Raw genomic sequence first — 19351 nt, forward strand, 5'->3', positions numbered from 1 at the left:
GCAGAACAGGCGCGCGAGGGGCTGGAACCCCCGCCGGTCAAGGGAGGAAGGAAACCATGACATCCCTGTGGAAGAAGCTGAGCGTACCCGCCGCCGCCGCGGTGGCGGCCCTGACGATCGCGCAGGCCCCGGCCTCTGCGGAAAGCAAGTTCGCCTGCGAACCGGGCGACACCTACATCATGAACGTGATGGTCTCCGCGCACCCCTATTGGGTGCCGGTGTTCGAGGGCTTCAAGCAGGCCGCCTCGGCCATGGGCTGCGAGGTGATCTTCTCCGGCACGCCGGACTACGACATCACCAAGCAGATCGCCTCGTTCGAGCAGGACCTCGTGAAGAAGCCGAAGGGCATCCTGCTGCACCCAATGCAGGCCGACCCGTTCATCGAGCCGATCAACCGGGCGGTGGATAGCGGCGTGGCGGTGGTGACCTTTGCCGCCGACAGCCCGAACTCGAAGCGCACCTCCTACATCACCTCCGACAATCTGGCGGAGGCGAAGTTCGCGGCGGAGGAGATCGCCGAGCAACTCGGCGGCTCCGGCGAATATGCGGTGCTGGAGAATCCGGGCCAGAGCAACCACGACCTGCGGGTGACCGCCTTCATCGACTATATGAAGACGCATTATCCGGAAATGAAGCTGGTCGGCCGCCAGGCTTCCAACCAGGACGCCAACCGCGCCTACCAGGCCGTCCAGTCGATGCTGCAGGCGAACCCGAATCTCGGCGCGCTGTGGATCCCGGAGGCCGGCTCGGCCGAGGGCGCGGTCGCCGCGGTGCTGGAGGCGAAGGCCGACGTCGTCATCATGCATGCCGATGTCACCCCGACGACCCTGGAGCATATCAAGGCCGGCAATGTCCACATGGCGCTGAACCCGAACCAGGGCATGCAGGGCTTCATGGGCTTCGTCGCCACCTTCATGGCCGCGCATCCGGACATGATCGATCCGTTCAACGACTATGAGCGGTCCGGCTACAATCCGATGGGCATTCCCTTCATCGACAACGGCTTCGCCGTGATCACGAAGGAGAATGCCGAGGATTTCGACCTGAACGCCTATATGGAAGGCCGCAGCTAGGCAGCGGCAGGGTCCGCCCGCCGCCTTCCGGCGGCGGGCGCGACCGCCCCGTTCTCCCCCCGGTTCCCCCGCGTTCCCGCACGCCGCCACTGCGAAGACAAGGCTCATGGCCGACGACCTCGTCCTCAGGATCTCCAATGTCAGCAAGTCGTTCGGCGCGATCCAGGCGCTGCGCGGCGTCGATTTCGAGCTGCGCCGCGGCGAGGTGCATGCCATCGCGGGCGAGAACGGCGCCGGCAAGTCGACCCTGATGAACATCATCGACGGCATCCTGCGCCCCGACAGCGGCGAGATCTTCCTGAACGGCGCGCCGGTGGAGATCACCTCTCCCGCCCGCGCGCAGGAGCTGGGCATCGGTTTCGTCCACCAGGAGATCGCGCTCTGCTCCGACGTCACGGTGGCAGAGAACATCTTCATGGCGGAGATCAACGCCAGCCGGAAATGGTTCATGGACTATGCCGCGCTGCATGCCCGCGCCCGCGAGACGCTGGCCCAGCTCAGCCCGATCGAGCCGACCCTGCTGGTCCGCGACCTGTCGATCTCCAGCCAGCAGCTGGTGGAGATCGCCAAGGCGCTGACCCTGGACTGCCGCATCCTGATCCTCGACGAACCGACCGCCGCGCTGACCGAGCACGAGGCGCAGCTGCTGTTCGGCATCATGCGCCGGCTCGCCGCGGGCGGCATCTCGATCATCTACATCTCCCACCGCATGGTGGAAATCTTCGACAATTGCGACCGGGTCACCGTGTTCCGCGACGGCCGCCACATCGCCACCCGGGAGGTGGCGGAGATCACCCCGGACTTCGTCGTGAACTCCATGGTGGGGCGGGTGCTGGGCAAGCTCTATCCGCCGAAGCGGGATGCGGCCGCGCCGCCGCCGGCACCGCTCCTGTCGGTCGCCGGGCTGACCGACGGCAAGCGCTTCCGGGATGTCGGCTTCACCCTGGGCCGCGGCGAGATCCTGGGGCTTGCCGGGCTGATCGGCGCCGGCCGCAGCGAGATCGTGAAGGGCATCTGCGGCCTGCACCCGGTCACCGCCGGCCGGCTGGAACTCGACGGCACCGAGCTGCCGATCCGCTCCTACCGGCACAGCATCGACAACGGACTTGTCTACCTGTCGGAGGATCGCAAGGGCGACGGCGTCTTCATCGACCTGCCGATCGCGGCGAACGTCTCCGCGCTCGACCTGCGGCAGGTCTCCAGCCGCTGGGGCACCGTCGATGCGGAGAAGGAGGCGGAGCAGGCCGGCCGGCTTGGCGACCGGCTGGGCCTGAAGCGCGGCAGCATCGACGACCCGGTCTCCTCTCTCTCCGGCGGCAACCAGCAGAAGGTCGCGCTCGCCAAGATGCTGTCGGTGGAACCCCGGGTGATCTTCCTCGACGAGCCGACCCGCGGGGTCGATGTCGGCGCCAAGGCGGAGATCCACCGCATCCTCCGGGAGCTCGCAAACAACGGCGTCGGCATCGTCGTCGTCTCCTCCGAGCTGCCGGAGCTGATCGGCCTCTGCGACCGGGTCCTGGTCGTCCGCGAGGGGCTGCTGAACGGCGAGGTGGCCGGCGACGCCCTGACGGAAGAGAACATCATCCGGCTCGCCTCTTTCACCGAACGCACGGTCCGGCCGGAAGGGGAGAGCCTGCGCCCGGAGGGGGAGAACCTGCATTGACCGAGTTGCGCCTTCAGGACGCGGGCACGGCCCGCAGCCAGCCGCGGACCGGTGTCGCGCGGCGGCTCGCCCGCCAGCGGGAGGCAGGCCTCGTCCTCATCCTGGTCCTGCTCTTCGTGGCGATGAGCTTCGCCTCGCCCTATTTCCTGACCTGGGAAAATATGCGGGCGATGACCATGGCCTTCGCGGTCGAGGGCATCGTCGTCGTCGGCATGACCATCCTGCTGATCTCCGGCGGCATCGACCTGTCGGTCGGCTCGGTGGTCGCCTTCGCCATGGTGCTGGCAGGCTGGCTGTTCCTCGCCGGCATCGATCCCTGGACCGCCTCCGCGCTCGCCATCCTCGCCTGTGCCGGCATCGGGCTGGCGATGGGGCTCTGCGTCACCCGGATCGGCCTGCACCACTTCATCGTCTCGCTGGCCTTCATGGTGATCGCCCGCGGCGCCTGCCTGCTGCTCACCGGCGGGCGGCCGATCGGGCTCTTCACCCTGCCGCCGGAGTTCAAGTTCATCGGCCAGGGGTCGATCGGCGTGATCCCGTTCGTGATCGTCTTCTTCGTGATCTTCGTGCTGGCCTTCGACTTCCTGCTGCGGCGCTCCACCGCCTTCCGCAAGGTGTTCTATACCGGCAGCAATCCGAAGGCGGCGGCCTATTCCGGCATCCGCACCCAGCGGGTAGTCGTCGCGACCACCGTGCTCTGCTCCACCCTGGCCGGCGTGGCGGGGATCATCTACATGGCCCGCTTCGGCTCCGCGCAGCCGACCTTCGGCGTCGGCATGGAGCTGAACGTGATCGCCGCGGCGGTGATCGGCGGCGCCAGCCTGACCGGCGGCCAGGGCACCATCCTCGGCGCCATCCTGGGCGCGATCCTCCTGTCGGTGGTCTCCAGCTCGCTCGCCCTGCTGGACGTCTCCGTCTACTGGCAGGACATCATCCGCGGTTCGATCCTGCTCGCCGCAGTGTCGTTCGACCTCTACCTCCACCGGCGGAAGTCGAGGTGAGGGCGCGATGAGGATCGCCAGCGATTTCGGCCGCTACGAATTGGAACGACAGATCTACAGCGTGCTGGTGATGCACTTCCAGGAGGGCATCACCCAGGCGGAGATCGCGAAGATCACCGGCCTGTCGCACCCGAAGGTGAACCGGCTGATCAAGCAGGGCCGCGAGCTGGGGATGGTCGAGATCAGTATCCGCAGCCGCTACCAGGCGCTGTTCGACCTGGAGTCACGGCTGCGCGAGGCGGCCGGGCTGGAGGCGGTGCGGATCACGCCCACCACCTCCCCCAATGCGGAGACCACCCTGCAGCAGGTCGGTGCGGCGGCCGCAGGGCTGCTGCTGGAACGGCTGCGCGACGGCGACACGATCTGCATCACCGGCGGCAAGGGGGTGAGCGCCGTCGTGGCCGGCCTTGCGCCGGATCGCGCCTATGCCGTGGAGGTGGTGCCCCTGACCGGCTGCGTGCAGGGCAAGCACTATACCGACGTCAACCATGTCGCGACCCAGATGGCCGACAAGCTGGGCGGCTCCGCCTTCCTGATCCATGCACCGCTGTTCGCCGACAGCGTGGCGGAGAAGGAGATGCTGATGGGGATGAAGTCGGTGACCGAGGCCCTGGACCGGGCCCGCGCGGCACAGGTCGCGGTGCTGGGCATCGGCTCCATCCTGTCCGGCGATTCCAGCTACTACGACCTGCATCCCGGCAGCCGCGGCAACCGGGCGGAGATCGAGAAGGCGGGCGCGGCGGGGGAGCTGCTGGCGCATCTCGTCGACCGGGACGGCCGGCCCTGCGACTACCAGCTCAATGCCCGGCTCGTCGCCGTGGCCCCGGACGCGCTCGACGCGATCCCCTTCACCATCGGCGTCGCATCGGGCGCAAACAAGGTGGAGCCGATCTGCGCCGCCCTGCGCGGCCGCCACGTGAAGGCCATGGTCTGCGACGAAGCGACCGCCCAGGCGGTCCTCGAGACGCTCGATGGATAGGCGCGGCCGCATGGCCGGCACGATACCGGAACCAAGGGAAAGGCGGTGAAACGCATGCAGACACGGGAAATCGGCGGCTCCGGCATCAAGGCTTCCGCCATCGGACTGGGCACCTGGGCGATCGGCGGCTGGATGTGGGGCGGCACGGACGAGGCGGAATCGATCGCCGCGATCCGGGCGGGCATCGATGCCGGCGTGACCCTGGTCGACACCGCGCCCGCCTATGGCATGGGCCGGTCGGAGGAGATCGTCGGCAAGGCGATCGCCGGCCGCCGCGACGAGGTCGTGCTGGCGACGAAATGCGGCCTGGTCTGGCACACCGACCGCGGCAACCATTTCTTCGACCAGGACGGCCGCCCGGTGCATCGCTATCTGGGGCCGGACTCCATCGCCCACGAGGTGGAGCAGAGCCTGCGCCGGCTCGGCACGGACCATATCGACCTCTACTTCACCCACTGGCAGGACCCGACCACTCCGGTTGCGGAGACGATGGGCGCGCTGCAGGACCTGAAGCGGGCGGGCAAGATCCGCGCGATCGGCGCCAGCAACGTGACCGCTGCGGATATCGCCGCCTATGCCGCCGCCGGCACCCTGGATGCGATCCAGGAGCAGTTCAGCATGGTGCATCGCGATATCGAGGCAGACCTGGTGCCCGCCTGCCGGGAGCGCGGCATTTCGATCCTCAGCTATTCCTCGCTGGCGCTGGGCCTGCTGACCGGGAAGATCGGGCCGGAGCGCCGTTTCGAGGGCGACGACCTGCGCATCTCCGATCCGCGCTTCAGCGTGGACAACCGCCGCAAGGTCGCGTCCTTCACGGCCGAGCTGGCGCCCGTGGCGGACGCCCATGGCGCCAGCATCGCCGAGCTGGTGATCGCCTGGACCCTGCAGCAGCCGGGGATCACCTTCGCGCTCTGCGGCGCGCGCAACGCGGGCCAGGCGGTGGAAAATGCCCGCGCCGGCGCGCTCGTCCTGACGGCGCACGACCTGGCCGCGATCGACGCGGCCGCCGCCACGCACCTCGCCGGCATCCACGCCTGACGGCCCCCCGGGGCCCACGGGACAGGGAAAGGAGAGAACGCCGGCAGCCCTGCCGGCGGCAGCGAGCCATGGCCAGGACGCGGGAAGAGATGCTCGCCGCGCTGACGGCGGAACCGAAGGTGCAGGCGCTCGTGGTGGGCGGCGGCATCAACGGCATTTCCGCGTTCCGTGAGCTGGCGCTGCAGGGGGTCGACGTGCTGCTGGTCGACCGCGGCGATTTCTGCGGTGCCTGCAGTTCCGCACCGTCGCGGATGATCCATGGCGGGCTGCGCTACCTGGAGAACGGCGAGTTCGCGCTGGTCCGCGAATCCCTGCAGGAACGCGACGCCCTGCTGCGCAATGCGCCGCATCTGGTCCGGCCGCTGCCGACCACGGTGCCGATCCAGCGCACCTTCTCCGGCCTGCTCAACGGCCTGACTGGCATGCTGGGCCTGCGCAACCGGCCGGCGGAGCGCGGCGCGCTGGCGGTGAAGACCGGCCTCTGGCTGTACGACCGCCTGGCGCGCAGGCGGCGCAGCATGCCACCCCATGTCTTCCGCGGCCGGGCGGAGACGGCGCGGCTCTGGCCCGACCTGCCGCCGAATATCCGCTGGTCGGCCACCTATCACGATGCCTGGATCAGCCATCCCGAACGGCTGGGCATCGAACTGCTGCAGGACGCGGCGCAGGCGCATGGCGGCGCCCTGGCGATCAACCACATGGCTGCGCTGGGCCGGGACGGGGCCGGCATCGTCCTGGCGGACTCCCTGACCGGGTCCTCTCTCACGGTGCAGGCCGACGTCATCGTCAATGCCACCGGCGCGTGGGCGGACGAGACCAACCTGGCCGTCGCCGCGCCGGGCTCCCGCCCCCGCCCGCTGGTCGGCGGCACCAAGGGCTCGCACCTGATCCTCGACCATCCCGCCCTGCTGCGCGCCCTGAACGGTCATATGATCTATTTCGAAAATGTCGACGGGCGGGTGTGCATCCTCTTCCCCTACCTGGATCGGGTCCTGCTGGGCTCCACGGACATCCGGGTCGACCGGCCGGTCGCGGTGCGCTGCGAACCGGAGGAGGTCGCCTATATCCTGAAATCGCTGTCCTACGTCTTTCCCGGCATCGCGGTCGCACCGGAGCAGATCGTCTACCGCTACAGCGGCGTGCGGCCGCTGGTGCGCAGCGATGCCCGCTTCACCGGCCGCATCTCCCGCGACCATGTGGTGCAGGAGATCCCGGGCAGCCCGCCGATCCTCTGCCTGGTCGGCGGCAAGTGGACAACCTTCCGCGCCTTCGGCGCCCAGGCCGCCGACCGGGCGCTGGCGCTCCTGGACCGGCCGCGCCGTGTCGCCACCGACGACCTGCCGATCGGCGGCGGCGCCGGCTATCCGGCCGACGAAGCGGCGGTGGCGGCAATGACCGACGCGCTGGTCGCAGAGTTCGGCGTCGATCCCGCCCGTGCGACCCATGTCATCGGCCATTACGGCAGCCATGCCGGCCGCATCCTCGACTTCTGCCGCGACCGACAGGACCGGCCGCTCGCCGGCACCGCCTACAGCCAGGCCGAACTGCGCTACCTGATCCGGCACGAACATGCCCGCAGCCATGCCGACCTGCTGCAGCGCCGCACCTCGCTGGCGATCACCGGCGCGCTCTCCTCCGCCGCGATCGCGGAGACGACCGCGATCCTGGCCGAGGAACTGGGCTGGCCGGCGGCAAAGGCGGCGGAAGCGGAGGCCGCGTTCCGCGCCATGCTGGAGCGGGACCATGGACTGACCGTCGGCCTGCTGGCCGGCCGCGACCGCAACATCACGGGAGACCTGCAATGCGCATAAGCCCGAAGGCGCGGATGAACCGCCTCTTCACCCATGGCCGCTGCCTGGACGTGGCGATCGACCATGGCGTCTGCAACGAGCCCGGCTTCATGGCGGGCCTGGAGGACATGGCCGGGGTCGTCGACCAGCTGGTGGCCGCCGCGCCCGACGCGATCCAGATGAACTACGGCCAGGCCGACCTGCTGCAGTCCCGGCCGGAGAAGGGCAAGCCCGCGCTGGTGATGCGCATCGACATGGGCAATCCCTACAACGACCGCCGCCACCGGGTGATGTGGGCGGAACTGCAGAACCGCGACGAGCCGATCATCGGCGCGCTGGAAATGGATGCCGCCTGCGTGGTGGTGAACCTGTTCATGCTGCCCGACGAACCGGACCTGTTCCGGCAATGCGTCGCCAATATCGCCGCCACCCGCGCCGCCTGTTCCCGCTACGGCATGCCGCTGATGATCGAACCGCTGGTGATGCTGCCCAACGAGGTGCGCGGCGGCTACCAGGTCGACGGCGACACCGCGAAGATCGTCACCCTGGTGCGCCTGGCCGCGGAGATGGGCGCCGACATCATCAAGGCCGACCCGACTGAAGACCCGGAGGAATTCCACCGGGTGGTGGAGGCCGCCCGGGTGCCGGTCCTGGTCCGCGGCGGCGGAAAGGAGGATCTGCGCGCCGTGCTGGCCAAGTCGGCGGCGCTGCTGGCGCAGGGCGCGCGGGGCCTGGTCTATGGCCGCAACGTCTACCAGCATGACGATCCGAAGCGGGTCGTGGCGGCGCTGATGGCGATGATCCACCGCGGCGCCTCCGGCGAAGAAGCCTGGGAGATCTACCAGGGTGGCTGACGGCGACCTCCTGCTCGGCCTCGACGCCGGCAACACCGTCATCAAGGCGGTGCTGTTCGACCGCGACGGCAACCAGCTGGCCGCCAGCCGCCGCGACGGCAGCGCGCATTCGCCCGCCCCGGGCCATGTCGAGCGCGACGCGGGCGAACTCTGGGCGAATGCCGCCGCCGTGATCCGCGAGGTGCTGGAGGGGAGCGGCGCTGCGCCCGGCGCCGTCGCCGCGATCGGCTGTGCCGGCCACGGCAACGGCCTCTACCTGCTGGACCGGGCCGGCGAACCGCTGCCGGCCATCACCTCGCTCGACATGCGCGCCGCCGGGCTGGCGGCGGAGCTGGCCGCCGACGGCAATGGCGGGCGGCTGAAAGAGATCTGCCGCCAGGCACCCTGGCCGTCGCAGACCCCGACCCTGCTCGCCTGGCTGCGCCGCCACGCGCCGGAGCTCTACGGCCGCGCCGCCACCGCCTTTCTCTGCAAGGACTTCGTGACCTTCCGCCTGACCGGGCGGCGGGTCTCCGACATATCCGACATGAGCGGCGCCGGCTTCCTGCGGCTGCCGGAGGGCCGCTATGACGCCGAGCTGATGGCCGGCTACGGCCTTGCCGACGCCCTGCCCCTGCTGCCCGACCTGGTCGGCCCGGCGGAGATCGCCGGCACCGTCACCGCCGAGGCGGCGGCGGCCACCGGCCTCGCCGCCGGCACGCCGGTGGTCGGCGGGCTGTTCGACGTGGTGGCCAGCGCGCTGGGCTCCGGCATCGCCGCGCCGGGTGAGGCGTCGATCATCGCCGGCACCTGGAGCATCAACCAGGTCATCACCGACAGCCTGCCCGCCGACCCGCTTCTGTTCATGGTCTCCGCCTTCGCCCCCGACCGCTTCATGGCGATCGAGTCCAGCGCCACCTCCGCCGCCAACCTGGAATGGTATGTCCGCGAGCTGGTGGAGCGCGGGGCGCATCATCCGGACCCCTTCGCCGCCTGCGGCCGCCTGGTGGAAGCGGTCGCGCCGGCACCGGACGATCCCTATTTCCACCCCTTCCTCTACGGCTCGGGACAGGGGGCCTTCATGCGCGCCGGCTTCTACGGGCTCGCGGGCTGGCATGGCGAAGGGCATCTGCTGCGCGCCCTGTTCGAAGGCGTCGCCTTCGAGCATCGCCGGCATGTCGAGGTGCTGCGGCAGGCGGGCATCGCCTTCGACACCGCCGCGCTGTCGGGCGGCGGCGCCCGCAGCACCGTCTGGCCGCAGATGTTCGCCGACGTGCTGGGCATCCCGATCACGACCGGGGCGCGTCCGGAAACCGGCGCCCTGGGGGCCGCGATCGCCGCCGGCACCGGCGCCGGCCTGTTCCCGGACCTCGCCGCCGGGGCGCAGGCCATGGCCGGCCCCCGCACAGCATTCGCCCCCGATCCGGCGATGGCCGTCCATTACGGCGACCGCTACCAGACCTTCGCGATGCTCACCGAGGCGATGCGGCCCCTCTGGCAGCGGATGGAGGCCGCGCGACAGACCGCGTGACCGGCGCCGCTTGCCCCCTCACAGGATCCGCGGCAGCACTTTCTCTGTCAGAAGGCCGAAGCTCTCCTGGCTCAGCGGCGCACAGAGCAGATAGCTGAGCGGCACGGTTTCCTTCAGTTCCAGGATCCGGTCCACCACCCGGTCCGGCGAGCCGTGCAGGATCACCTGCTCCACATAGCGGTCGGTCGGATCCTTGCCGCCAAGGTCGCGCTTCTGCAGCTCGACGGTGTTGTGCCCCGGGCCGGCATAGGAATCGGTCAGCCAGGCGGCACCGCGACGGGCGACCGCCTCCGCCTTGTCGTCGTCCTCCGCCAGTGCGATCAGCCGCGCCATCGGGATCTCCCGGCCGGCAATGTCGTGGCCCGATGCCGCCAGCCGCTCGCCGTAGAAGCGGCGTTTCGCCGCCAGCTCGTCGAAGGTGGCATGCGGGTCCATCAGGATGGTGAAGCCCTGCCCCGCCGCCCAGTCGATGGCGGGCTCCGACGTCGCCGCCATCCAGACCGGCGGATGCGGCGCCTGCAGCGGCTTCGGCAGCACTTCCACACCGTCGCAGGAGAAGAAGGCGCCGGCATAGCTCAACCGCTCCTCCGTCCAGGCCCGCAGCACCACGTCCACCGCCTCGCGGAAGCGGGCCGCGCTCTCTGCCGCCGGCACGCCGAAGGCCTCGAACTCGCCGCGGGAGAAGCCGCGGCCGGCGCCCCAGTTCACCCGCCCGCCGGAGATCTGGTCCAGCAGCGCCACCTCCTCCGCCAGCCGCAGCGGGTGGTAGAAGGCCGCCAGCGAGACGGCCGTGCCGATCCGCAGGCGGCTGGTACGGGCTGCCGCCAGGGTGCCCATCATATGCACCGATGGGCAGACGCTGTAGCCGGAGAAATGATGCTCCGCCAGCCAGACCGCGTCATAGCCGGAGCGGTCCATCACCTCGATCCGCTCCAGCGCGCGGCCATAGACCTCGGCCAGCGGCACCCGCCGGTCCGGCCAGCTGTAGAACTGCAGCACGCCGACTTTCATGCGGCTCATCCTCCCCGATCATTGCTCTTTCTTCTGATCCCGTGCCCCTGCGCGGGAAGGCCGGACCGGACCGGACCGGGCGGCACATTACGGCCGGCGTAGTAGATGCCGGCAATGTAGATGGCACCGTCCGTCACCGCATAGGCGATGCTGACCCGCCGGCGAAAGCCGATGATCCAAAGCCCAGGAACGATATCCTGGCGGCTCACGCCGCGCATTGGGAAGGTCGCCAGGCCCGGGCAATGAGAAATGAGATCACCGACAAAGCGGTCGGCGCGACTCCCGAAGCCGTTCTCGGCGATATAGCGGTGAAGGCTTTCCAGGTGCCGCTCCGCAAGCGGTGTGAAGAAGACCTCCACCGCCCGCTTCAGCTGTCGCGGCCCCTGATCCGGTCCAGGACGGCATCCGCGGGGATGCCGGTCGACGGATCGGCCAGGAAATGCGCCAGGTCGGCGGCCACCTCGTCCCGCAACCAGCGCTCGAATGCAGCATCGCCATGTGCCGGTGCATCGTCGTGCTGGCGCGCCCAGAGCCCCACCAGCTCCGCTTCGCTCGGGCCTGTGATGTCGCTCTGACGGGCCAGAAGCTCTGCCGTTTCGTCAGACACCTGGATCGTTTTCGTCGTCCGCTCCCATCCGCTTCCGCGACCGGGTTGCATGCAGCCGACAGTGCCGCAGTCGCGCGAGGTGTCAACGCATCTGCCCGCCTGGCCGCCCTCAGAACCCCCGCGAGATGATCTCCTTCATGATCTCGTTGGAGCCGCCATAGATGCGGTCGACCCGGCTGTCGGCGTACATGCGGGAGATCGGGTATTCCAGCATGTAGCCATAGCCGCCATGCAGCTGCAGGCATTCGTCCAGGACCCTGGACTGCTGGTCGGTCACCCACCACTTCGCCATCGCGGCGGTGCGGCCGTCCAGTTCGCCGGCCAGCAGCTTCACCATGCAATCGTCCACGAAGGTGCGCGCGACCTTGGCGATCGAGGCGCATTCGGCCAGCTTGAAGCGGGTGTTCTGGAACTCGATGATCGCCTTGCCGAAGGCCTTGCGGTCGCGGACATAGTCCAGGGTCAGGTCCACCGCATGCTGCATCTGGGTGGCGGCCCGCAGGGCGATGATCAGCCGCTCCCAGGGCAGCTGGTTCATCAGCTGGACGAATCCCTTGCCCTCCTCCAGGCCCAGCAGGCTGGTCTGCGGCACCCGCACGTCGTCGAAGAACAGCTCGGACGTGTCGGCCGCCTTCTGCCCCAGCTTCGCCAGGTTGCGGCCGCGGCGGAAGCCCTCCACCTCGTTGGTGTCGACCAGGATCAGCGAGGTGCCCTTTGCGCCCAGGCTGGGGTCGGTCTTGCAGACCGCCACCACCAGGTCGGCGGTCTGGCCGTTGGAGATGAAGGTCTTCTGGCCGTTGATGACGTAGTGGTTGCCGTCCTTGCGCGCCGTCGTCTTGATGTTCTGCAGGTCGGAGCCGGCGCCCGGTTCCGACATCGCGATGGCGGCCACCGCATCGCCGGAAGCCATGCGCGGCAGCCAGTGCTTCTTCTGCTCCTCGGTGCCGAAGGCCAGGATGTAGTGGGCGACGATGCCGGAATGCACGGAATTGCCGAAGCCGACCACGCCGGCCAGGGCCTGCTGCTGGATGATCACCGCCTCGTGGGCGAAGCCGCCGCCGCCGCCGCCATAGGCCTCCGGGATCGAGGCGCAGAGCAGGCCCGCGGCGCCGGCCTTCCGCCAGGCGTCGCGGTCGACCATGCCCTGTTCGATCCAGCGCTCCATCTGCGGCGCGAACTCGCGGCTGAAGAACCTGGCTGCGCTGTCCTGCAGGAGCCGCAGCTCCTCGTTCATCCACGGCGCCTCTTCGCTGGCCATTCCCTGATATCCTCCCCGGCACAACCAACCTGTTTCCTTCGCACCCATATGCCGGTGCTTGCCTGTCAGGCGCAAGCATCGCCCAGGACGCGCCCATGACCGCGCCATCGCCATCGGATACCGACCCCGCCGCCCCGCTGCCGCCCGCGGATCTGGCGCTCGACCTGGCGGCCGCCGCGCTGGAGCGCTACCTGGACGGCTGCGCCGAACGGGTTCCCGCCTTCGCCCGGCGGCGGTTGGGCCTGGTCGGCAGCCTGATGCTTCATCGCCATGCCGCAGGCTGGGACGTGGTGAAGGCGCCGATCAACATCCTGCTGGGCATCCTGAACCTGGTGTGCGACCTGCTGGGCCGGCTCGCCGCACGCGCCGGCCTGCGCCGCCTCGGCGCCTGGCTGTGCGCCCGCCACTGGGTCCTGCCGACGGCGGTGATGCAGCGGCTGGACCAGCTGTTGCGGGTCGAACTGCTGCGCTGGCCGCTGCACGAGGACGGCCGGCCGACCGGCAGCGACGGCCTGACCGAGGCATTGCTGGCCGACCCCCGCCTGGCCGGCGGCAATCGCAGCCTGCCGGCACCGCAGCCCCATGTGGAGCCCGAGGCCGCGGCGCGCGTGAACCGGCTGATCGCCCACTACCTGGCCGACCGGACCGCCGTGGCGGAGATCACGGTGGCGCTGATCTCCACCGCCGTCAGCTGGTGGCTGTTCGGCGCGGCCGCCCCCGGCGCGCTGGGCATGGCCGGCCCGCTGGCCGACGTCCTCGCCCTGCAGGAGGCCGTCCAGGGCTTTCCCCTTGGCAGCGGGGCGGGCCAGGTCTGGTACGGCCTGTTCGGGGTGGAGACCCCCTGGTGGGTGACAGCGGCCACCGCGGCCTGGCTGACCGCCCTGTTCGCGGTCGCGGCCGCCTTCGCCGGCATCGTCGCCGACCCGGTGGAGAGCCTGACCGGCGGCCATCGCCGCCGCCTGCGCAAGCTGGTCGCGGCGCATCGCCTGGCCCTGGGCGGGGCGGAGCCGCGCATGTCCACCCGCGCCCGCTACCTGGCCCGGCTGTTCGACCTTCTGGACCTGGCCCAGGCCGCGGCGCGCGGGATGACCTGAACGGGCGGCCCCGGACCGATGCGCCCCGGACTGTTGCGCCCCGGACTGTTGCGGATGTCTTACGACCACGACCGCACCCGCACATCCGCGCGACAGAATCGCAGTGCCGAAAGGTCGGATGCGGCGACCGCCCTTTCTTCGGGCGCAAGGACGGGGGATAGTTGCGGCCAGAGGCACAAAGCCCGCCATCAAGCTGTTCCCGGACCCAGACATGAGCGAAACCGCAGGGCCGCCCGCCGGCTCCCCCTCCCCCGCGCCGGGCAAGGCCGACCGGTCCGGCTTCCTGGCGCCTTACCGGGTCCTGGACCTTACCGACCATCGCGGCCTGCTCGCCGGGCGCATCCTCGCCCAGCTGGGCGCCGACGTGGTGCAGGTGGAGCCGCCCGGCGGCTCCGACGCGCGGCGGATCGGCCCCTTCGACACGGACGGCCGCTCGATGCACTGGGAGGCCTTCGCCGCCGGCAAGCGCGGCATCGTCCTCGACCCGCAGGATCGCCAGGGCCTGCTTGCCCTGGTGGCTGCGGCGGACTTCATCGTCGAATCCCGCGCTCCCGGCGAACCGGCGCGGCTGACGCCGGAGGAGATTGCGGCGGCCAATCCCTGGGCGATCCACGTCATGGTCACCCCGTTCGGCCTCACCGGGCCGAAGGCCGGCTGGGCGGCGACCGACCTGACCCTCTGGGCGGCGGGCGGACCGCTGCTGCCGACCTCGCTGGGCGACCGCGCGCCGATGCGGATCTCCGTGCCCCAGGCCTGGCACCACGCCGCGGCCGATGCCGCCGGCGGCGCGCTGGTCGCCCATGCCGCCCGGCTGCGCACGGGCCGCGGCCAGCAGGTCGCCGTCTCGGTGCAGCGCTCGACCACCCAATGCACCCTGTCGGCCAGCCTGGCGCCGGCGATCGGCCATGCCGATTTCTCGATCCGCCCCAACTACACCGCCGGCCGCAAGCGCAGCGTCGATCTGAGCGGCAGCGGCGCGCGGACCCAGCGCTCGAAATGGCCGTCGAAGGACGGGCTGCTGGAACTGCACCTGGCGATCGGGCCGGCCGCGGGGCGCTTCACCAACAACTTCTTCGCCCTGATGCGCGAGCGCGGCGCGCTCTCGGACCGGTTCGCCGACTGGGACTGGATGACGATCCAGCACCGGATGATGGCCGACGAGGTGACGCAGGCGGATCTGGAGGCAGTGCGTGCCGAGGTGGCGACCTTCCTGCTGGGCATCGGCCATGACGAGGCGGTGGAGCTGGCGATCGCGCGCCGCCTGCTGCTGGCGCCGGCGGCCACCGTGGCCGACCTGGCGGAAAGCCGGCATCTCGCCGCCCGCGACTTCTTCCGCAGCACGATCGCCGCCGACGGCCATCGGGTCACCCTGCCCGGCCCTTTCGCGCGGACCGCGGCGGACGCCTTCGCCCCGCTGCGGGCGGCCCCGGCGCCCGACGAGCATGGCGACGCGGTGCGCGCCGACTGGCTTGCCGCTGCCGCGCCGGAAAGGTCCGGGCGCGCGGCCGACGGGCCGGCCGCCCCCGCCGTGGCGGTGCCGGACAGCCGCCCGCTGGCGGGCCTGAAGGTGCTCGACCTGGCCTGGGTGGTCGCGGGGCCGATGATCGGCCGCAACCTGGCCGATGCCGGCGCCACGGTGGTGCGGGTGGAATCCGCCGGCCGGGTGGAGACCGCGCGCAACATGGGCCCCTTTCCCGACGGCGAATTCAACCCGGCCCGCTCCGCCCTGTTCGAGAACTGCAACGCCGGCAAGCTGGGCCTGTCGCTGAACCTCGGCCAGCCGGAGGCGCAGGCGGTGGTGCGCGACATGGCGGCCTGGGCCGACATCGCTGTGGAATCCTTCGCCCCCGGCCAGATGGCCCGCTGGGGCATCGGCTATGACAGCCTGAGCGCGCGCAACCCCGCGCTGATCATGCTGTCGACCTCGCTGATGGGGCAGACCGGGCCGTGGAACAGGCTGGCCGGCTTCGGCAATATCGGCGCGGCGATGGCGGGCTACCAGTACCTGGTCGGGCCGGAGGACGACCTGCCGATCGGCCCCTACGGCCCCTATACCGACTATGTCGCGCCGCGCTACGGCCTGGCGCTGCTGCTGGCGGCGCTGGACGCGCGGCGGCGGACCGGGGCGGGCTGCCACCTGGACCTGTCGCAGTCGGAGGCCGGGATGCAGTTCCTGGCCGCCGCCTTCGCCGATCATGCCGCGACCGGCCGCATCGCCCGCGCCACCGCCAACCGCGACGCCCATATGGCGCCGCACGGCGTCTTTCCCTGCCTGCCCGCCGCCGACGGCAGCCCGCGCTGGATCGCGCTGGCCGCCCGCGACGATGCCGACTGGCGCGCCCTGGCCGGCCTGCTGGACGACGGTGCCGCCGAGGATCCGGCACTCGCCACCCTGGAAGGACGCAAGGCGCGGGAGACGGCGCTGGAGGCACGGATCGCCGCCTGGACCGCCGGACAGGCGGCGGAGGCGCTGCAGGACCGGCTGCAGGCCGCCGGCGTGCCGGCGCATCTCGCTGCCGCGTCGGAGGATCTGTGGACGGACCCGCAGCTTGCGCATCTGGGGCATTGGGTGGCGCAGGATCACCCGCTCGGCCCGATGACGGTGGAGGCCTGCCGCTTCGCGCTGTCGGAAACGCCGGCCGCGCCGGCCCGGCATGCCCCCACCGTCGGCGGCGACAACGAGACGGTGCTGCGCGACTTCCTGGGCTACGATCCGGACCGCATCGCGGCACTGGCCGCCGCAGGCGCCCTGACCTGAGCCGCGGCGATGGCGGCGGCTCAGCCGCGGGCCGGGTCGCCTGCCATCTTGCCCTGCAGCTCCTTCAGACTGTCCTGCGGATAGTCGGTCACCTTCACCGGCGCGCTTGCGGTGGCCAGCAGGGTGCCCTCCAGGTCGCGCAGCTCGCCCTCGGTGAACACCGTCTTGCGGCCGCCGCCGACCTTGCGGCCGATGCAGCGCACCGGGCCGACCCGCGCCGGCGCCAGGTAGTTGACCGTCATCGACAGGGTGATGCCGTAGCGCCGTGCCGCCGGATCCTCGCCGATCGAGGCGGCCACCGTCACCGCCGTGTCCAGCATCGTCGCGACCAGCCCGCCATGGCAGGACTGGCCGGCATTCATGTGCGCATGGGTCAGGGTGAAGCCGAGGACGGCATGGCCCGGCGCATGTTCCAGCAGCTCGGCGGGCAGCTCGTCGGTCAGCAGGCGGGTGGTGAAGATCGGCATGGCGGGATGGTCCTGGCATGGAGAATGCCGCCGGCGGGCAGGCAAGGCGTGTCGGAAGAAGGGGCGGCGGGATGGCGGAAGAGAGTGGGAGTCGAACCCACCGGACACGCCTGCGGCGCCCCCCGACAGGTTTGAAGCCTGCGCGCCCCACCGGGAACGGATCTCTTCCGACGGCTGCCGCAGTCTAGCCGTCCGCACCGGCTTGGCAATCCGCCGCGCCGGCCAAGGCCTGGTCGCCTTTGGCCAGCGACCGGCTGTCGTCATCGCCGCGGACCGTGATCCCGGCCCGGTCGAAATGCTCCAGCAGCGCCACGGCGAAATTGCGCCCCAGGCCGGCGGCATCGCAGAACGCCCGCATGCCGAACGGCCCGCGCTGCGCCAGCTCGGCAAGTGCCGCCTGCCAGCGGTCCAGGTCGGCCGCGGCCACCACCCGGTTGCGGGCGATGCGCACCACATGGCCGAAAGTGGCCAGCCTGCCCACTGCCCGCTCCAGCGTGCCGGCCGCCAGGCCCAGCCGCCGTGCCAGGACCGGCAGGGTCGGCGGCGGCACCTCCCGCAGCATCGGCGCCAGGCGCTCCCAGAGGGCTGCATCTTCCGGCCGCAGATGGGGGACATGGCCCGGCAGCGCCAGCGTCTCGCCGGCGGCAACCAGCCGCCCGGCGGCGGACAGGGCGCCGGCCGCCCCGTCGCACAGGGCCAGCGGCAGCCGGACCGCGCCGCGATGGCGCGCCGCCCAGCGGCGGGCGCCCTCCCGCAGCAGCGCCGCGCGGCCCAGGCCCTGCTGCTCCGGATTGGCCGCATGGGCCGCCGCCACGATCCCGACGAGCAGCGCGCACAGATCCGCCCAGTGATCCGCCGCAATGGCGATGGCGCCGCCCGCATCCGCCCCCGAAGCCGGCGGCAGCAGCACCGCACCCGCCACGGCGAAACGCGCCGCAATCTCCTGCGCGGCCGCATTCTCCGCCAGCGCCAGGCGCGGCAGGTCGATGCCGTCCGGACAGCAGCGCAGCAGCGCCGCGGCACGCGCCACGGGCGACGGCTCGGCCAGCGCCGCGACAGCGGCAGCGCGCGACGCGCGCATCATGCCGCGCTGCGGCGGCCAGGGATCCAGCACCCGGCCGCCCGCCAGCACGGCGCCGTCGGCGGGATCACGCAGCAGCAGGCGGTCGCCGGCCAGCGCCGCAACAGGGCGGTCCAGCCGCAGATGTGCCGCCACGCCGCCGGTCGCCGGCGGCAGGTCGTGCAGCGCCAGCCGCGCCTGCAGCCGGGTCGCGCCCAGATGCACCGTCACACCGGCGCGGCGGCGCAGACCGCCCGGCCCGGCGCCGGCTCTCCCCTCTGCATCAGGGGCGGGCCGAAGCAGGACGTCCAGACGATCCGTCGGCCGGTGCAGGTCGGGATCCAGCAGCCATTGCCCGCGGCCGATGCCGCCCGCCCGGCCCAGGCCGGCGCGGTCCAGGTCCCGCCCCGCCAGCGCGACGGCGCAACGGCGCCCGGCCGCCGCCGCCGCCGCCGGGCGGTCCATCGCCCGGACCTCCCGCGCACGGACCGTGACGCCGGCCGGGCTCAGGATCGCCGGCGCGCCCGCTGCCAGCCGCCCCGCAGCGACCCCGCCCGTCACCACCGCACCGGCGCCGGCCCGCAGGAAGGCGCGATCGACGCAGAGGCGGAACAACCGGCCGGTGCGCGGCGCCACCTGCGTCGCCATCGCGCCCAGCCGGGCCACAAGCATGTCACACCCCTCCCCCGTCACCGCGGAGAACGGCAATGTCTCCGCCGGCGGCAGGCCGGCCGCCGCCATCGCCACGCCGGCCTCCGCCGCCGCCGCGGTGCGGCGGCGCGCATCGACCCGGTCCACCTTGGTCAGCACCACCAGTGCCGGCGGCAGGTCCAGCAGCGCCAGCAGGCCCAGCTGGGCATGGGTCTGCGCCTCAGGTCCCGCATCCGCGGCGACCACCAGCACCACCGCGTCGATCACGGCCAGCCCCGCGATCAGGTTGCCGAGGAAGCGTTCATGCCCGGGCACGTCGACGAAGCCGATGCGGGCGCCGCCCGGCAGGTCGGCATAGGCGAAGCCCAGGTCGATCGACAGGCCGCGTGCCTTCTCCTCCGGCAGGCGGTCGGTGTCGGTGCCGGTCAGCGCCGCCACCAGCGCCGTCTTGCCATGGTCCACATGCCCCGCCGTCGCGACGATCATGCGCGGCTGGCCTTTGCCGGCGCCGGCCTGTCGGGCGGCAGGCCCGCGACG

General features: G+C 71.4%; 16 protein-coding genes and 1 tRNA gene. 10 read left to right on the forward strand and 7 right to left on the reverse strand.

Annotated features, from left to right (window positions below):
- Positions 1–56 precede the first annotated feature (56 nt).
- From ACFOGJ_RS28935 to ACFOGJ_RS28970, 8 genes are all read left to right on the forward strand, one after another.
- Positions 57–1073 carry a substrate-binding domain-containing protein gene (locus ACFOGJ_RS28935; protein WP_379906780.1) on the forward strand — a complete coding sequence of 339 codons (1017 nt, stop codon included), beginning with the start codon at positions 57–59 and terminating at the stop codon, positions 1071–1073.
- 106 nt (positions 1074–1179) lie between these two features.
- Positions 1180–2736 carry a sugar ABC transporter ATP-binding protein gene (locus ACFOGJ_RS28940; protein ID WP_379906781.1) on the forward strand — a complete coding sequence of 519 codons (1557 nt, stop codon included), beginning with the start codon at positions 1180–1182 and terminating at the stop codon, positions 2734–2736.
- The gene (locus ACFOGJ_RS28945) at positions 2733–3737 is read left to right on the forward strand and encodes an ABC transporter permease (protein ID WP_379906782.1); all 1005 of its coding nucleotides are present in this window, start codon (positions 2733–2735) and stop codon (positions 3735–3737) included. Before ACFOGJ_RS28940 ends, ACFOGJ_RS28945 begins: the two co-directional genes overlap by 4 nt.
- A 7-nt stretch (positions 3738–3744) precedes the next feature.
- Positions 3745–4716 carry a sugar-binding transcriptional regulator gene (locus ACFOGJ_RS28950; protein ID WP_379906783.1) on the forward strand — a complete coding sequence of 324 codons (972 nt, stop codon included), beginning with the start codon at positions 3745–3747 and terminating at the stop codon, positions 4714–4716.
- A 54-nt stretch (positions 4717–4770) separates the two neighbouring features.
- Complete coding sequence (locus ACFOGJ_RS28955) at positions 4771–5754, forward strand: aldo/keto reductase (protein ID WP_379906784.1); 984 nt, start codon at positions 4771–4773, stop codon at positions 5752–5754.
- A 68-nt stretch (positions 5755–5822) separates the two neighbouring features.
- Positions 5823–7565 carry a glycerol-3-phosphate dehydrogenase/oxidase gene (locus tag ACFOGJ_RS28960; RefSeq protein ID WP_379906785.1) on the forward strand — a complete coding sequence of 581 codons (1743 nt, stop codon included), beginning with the start codon at positions 5823–5825 and terminating at the stop codon, positions 7563–7565.
- Positions 7556–8398, forward strand: a complete 843-nt coding sequence (locus ACFOGJ_RS28965) for a class I fructose-bisphosphate aldolase (RefSeq protein WP_379906786.1) — start codon at positions 7556–7558, stop codon at positions 8396–8398. Before ACFOGJ_RS28960 ends, ACFOGJ_RS28965 begins: the two co-directional genes overlap by 10 nt.
- Positions 8391–9908 carry an FGGY-family carbohydrate kinase gene (locus tag ACFOGJ_RS28970; protein WP_379906788.1) on the forward strand — a complete coding sequence of 506 codons (1518 nt, stop codon included), beginning with the start codon at positions 8391–8393 and terminating at the stop codon, positions 9906–9908. Before ACFOGJ_RS28965 ends, ACFOGJ_RS28970 begins: the two co-directional genes overlap by 8 nt.
- 18 nt (positions 9909–9926) lie before the next feature.
- Here ACFOGJ_RS28970 and ACFOGJ_RS28975 read toward each other — a convergent pair whose 3' ends face one another.
- The 4 genes from ACFOGJ_RS28975 to ACFOGJ_RS28990 all read right to left on the reverse strand — a co-directional run bounded on the left by ACFOGJ_RS28975 (position 9927) and on the right by ACFOGJ_RS28990 (position 12784).
- The gene (locus tag ACFOGJ_RS28975) at positions 9927–10928 is read right to left on the reverse strand and encodes an LLM class flavin-dependent oxidoreductase (RefSeq protein WP_379906789.1); all 1002 of its coding nucleotides are present in this window, start codon (positions 10926–10928) and stop codon (positions 9927–9929) included.
- Entirely contained in the window at positions 10925–11278 is a 354-nt protein-coding gene (locus ACFOGJ_RS28980) for a type II toxin-antitoxin system RelE/ParE family toxin (RefSeq protein ID WP_379906790.1), read from the reverse strand. Before ACFOGJ_RS28980 ends, ACFOGJ_RS28975 begins: the two co-directional genes overlap by 4 nt.
- Before the next feature lie 8 nt (positions 11279–11286).
- Positions 11287–11526: a hypothetical protein gene (locus ACFOGJ_RS28985; RefSeq protein ID WP_379906791.1), complete on the reverse strand. Its 240-nt coding sequence runs from the start codon at positions 11524–11526 to the stop codon at positions 11287–11289.
- A gap of 109 nt (positions 11527–11635) precedes the next feature.
- Positions 11636–12784: an acyl-CoA dehydrogenase family protein gene (locus ACFOGJ_RS28990; protein WP_379906792.1), complete on the reverse strand. Its 1149-nt coding sequence runs from the start codon at positions 12782–12784 to the stop codon at positions 11636–11638.
- 95 nt (positions 12785–12879) lie between these two features.
- On the opposite strand from ACFOGJ_RS28990, the gene ACFOGJ_RS28995 reads away from it, so the two are divergent.
- Positions 12880–13878 (forward strand): DUF6635 family protein, encoded by a 999-nt coding sequence (locus ACFOGJ_RS28995; protein ID WP_379906793.1) that lies wholly within the window; start codon positions 12880–12882, stop codon positions 13876–13878.
- A 211-nt stretch (positions 13879–14089) separates the two neighbouring features.
- On the forward strand, positions 14090–16636 hold the full coding sequence (locus ACFOGJ_RS29000) for a CaiB/BaiF CoA-transferase family protein (protein WP_379906794.1): 2547 nt from the start codon (positions 14090–14092) through the stop codon (positions 16634–16636).
- Between the two features lie 20 nt (positions 16637–16656).
- Here ACFOGJ_RS29000 and ACFOGJ_RS29005 read toward each other — a convergent pair whose 3' ends face one another.
- From ACFOGJ_RS29005 to selB, 3 genes are all read right to left on the reverse strand, one after another.
- Complete coding sequence (locus ACFOGJ_RS29005) at positions 16657–17103, reverse strand: PaaI family thioesterase (RefSeq protein WP_379906795.1); 447 nt, start codon at positions 17101–17103, stop codon at positions 16657–16659.
- Positions 17104–17175: 72 nt separating this feature from the next.
- Positions 17176–17272, reverse strand: a tRNA-Sec gene (locus ACFOGJ_RS29010).
- A 15-nt stretch (positions 17273–17287) separates the two neighbouring features.
- Positions 17288–19351 (reverse strand): selenocysteine-specific translation elongation factor (gene selB / locus ACFOGJ_RS29015; protein ID WP_379906796.1); only part of this gene is annotated, 2064 nt, incomplete at its 5' end.

The sequence above is a fragment of the Marinibaculum pumilum genome (genome assembly GCF_042646425.1).
In the GTDB taxonomy this organism is placed as follows: Bacteria; Pseudomonadota; Alphaproteobacteria; order Ferrovibrionales; family Ferrovibrionaceae; genus Marinibaculum; species Marinibaculum pumilum.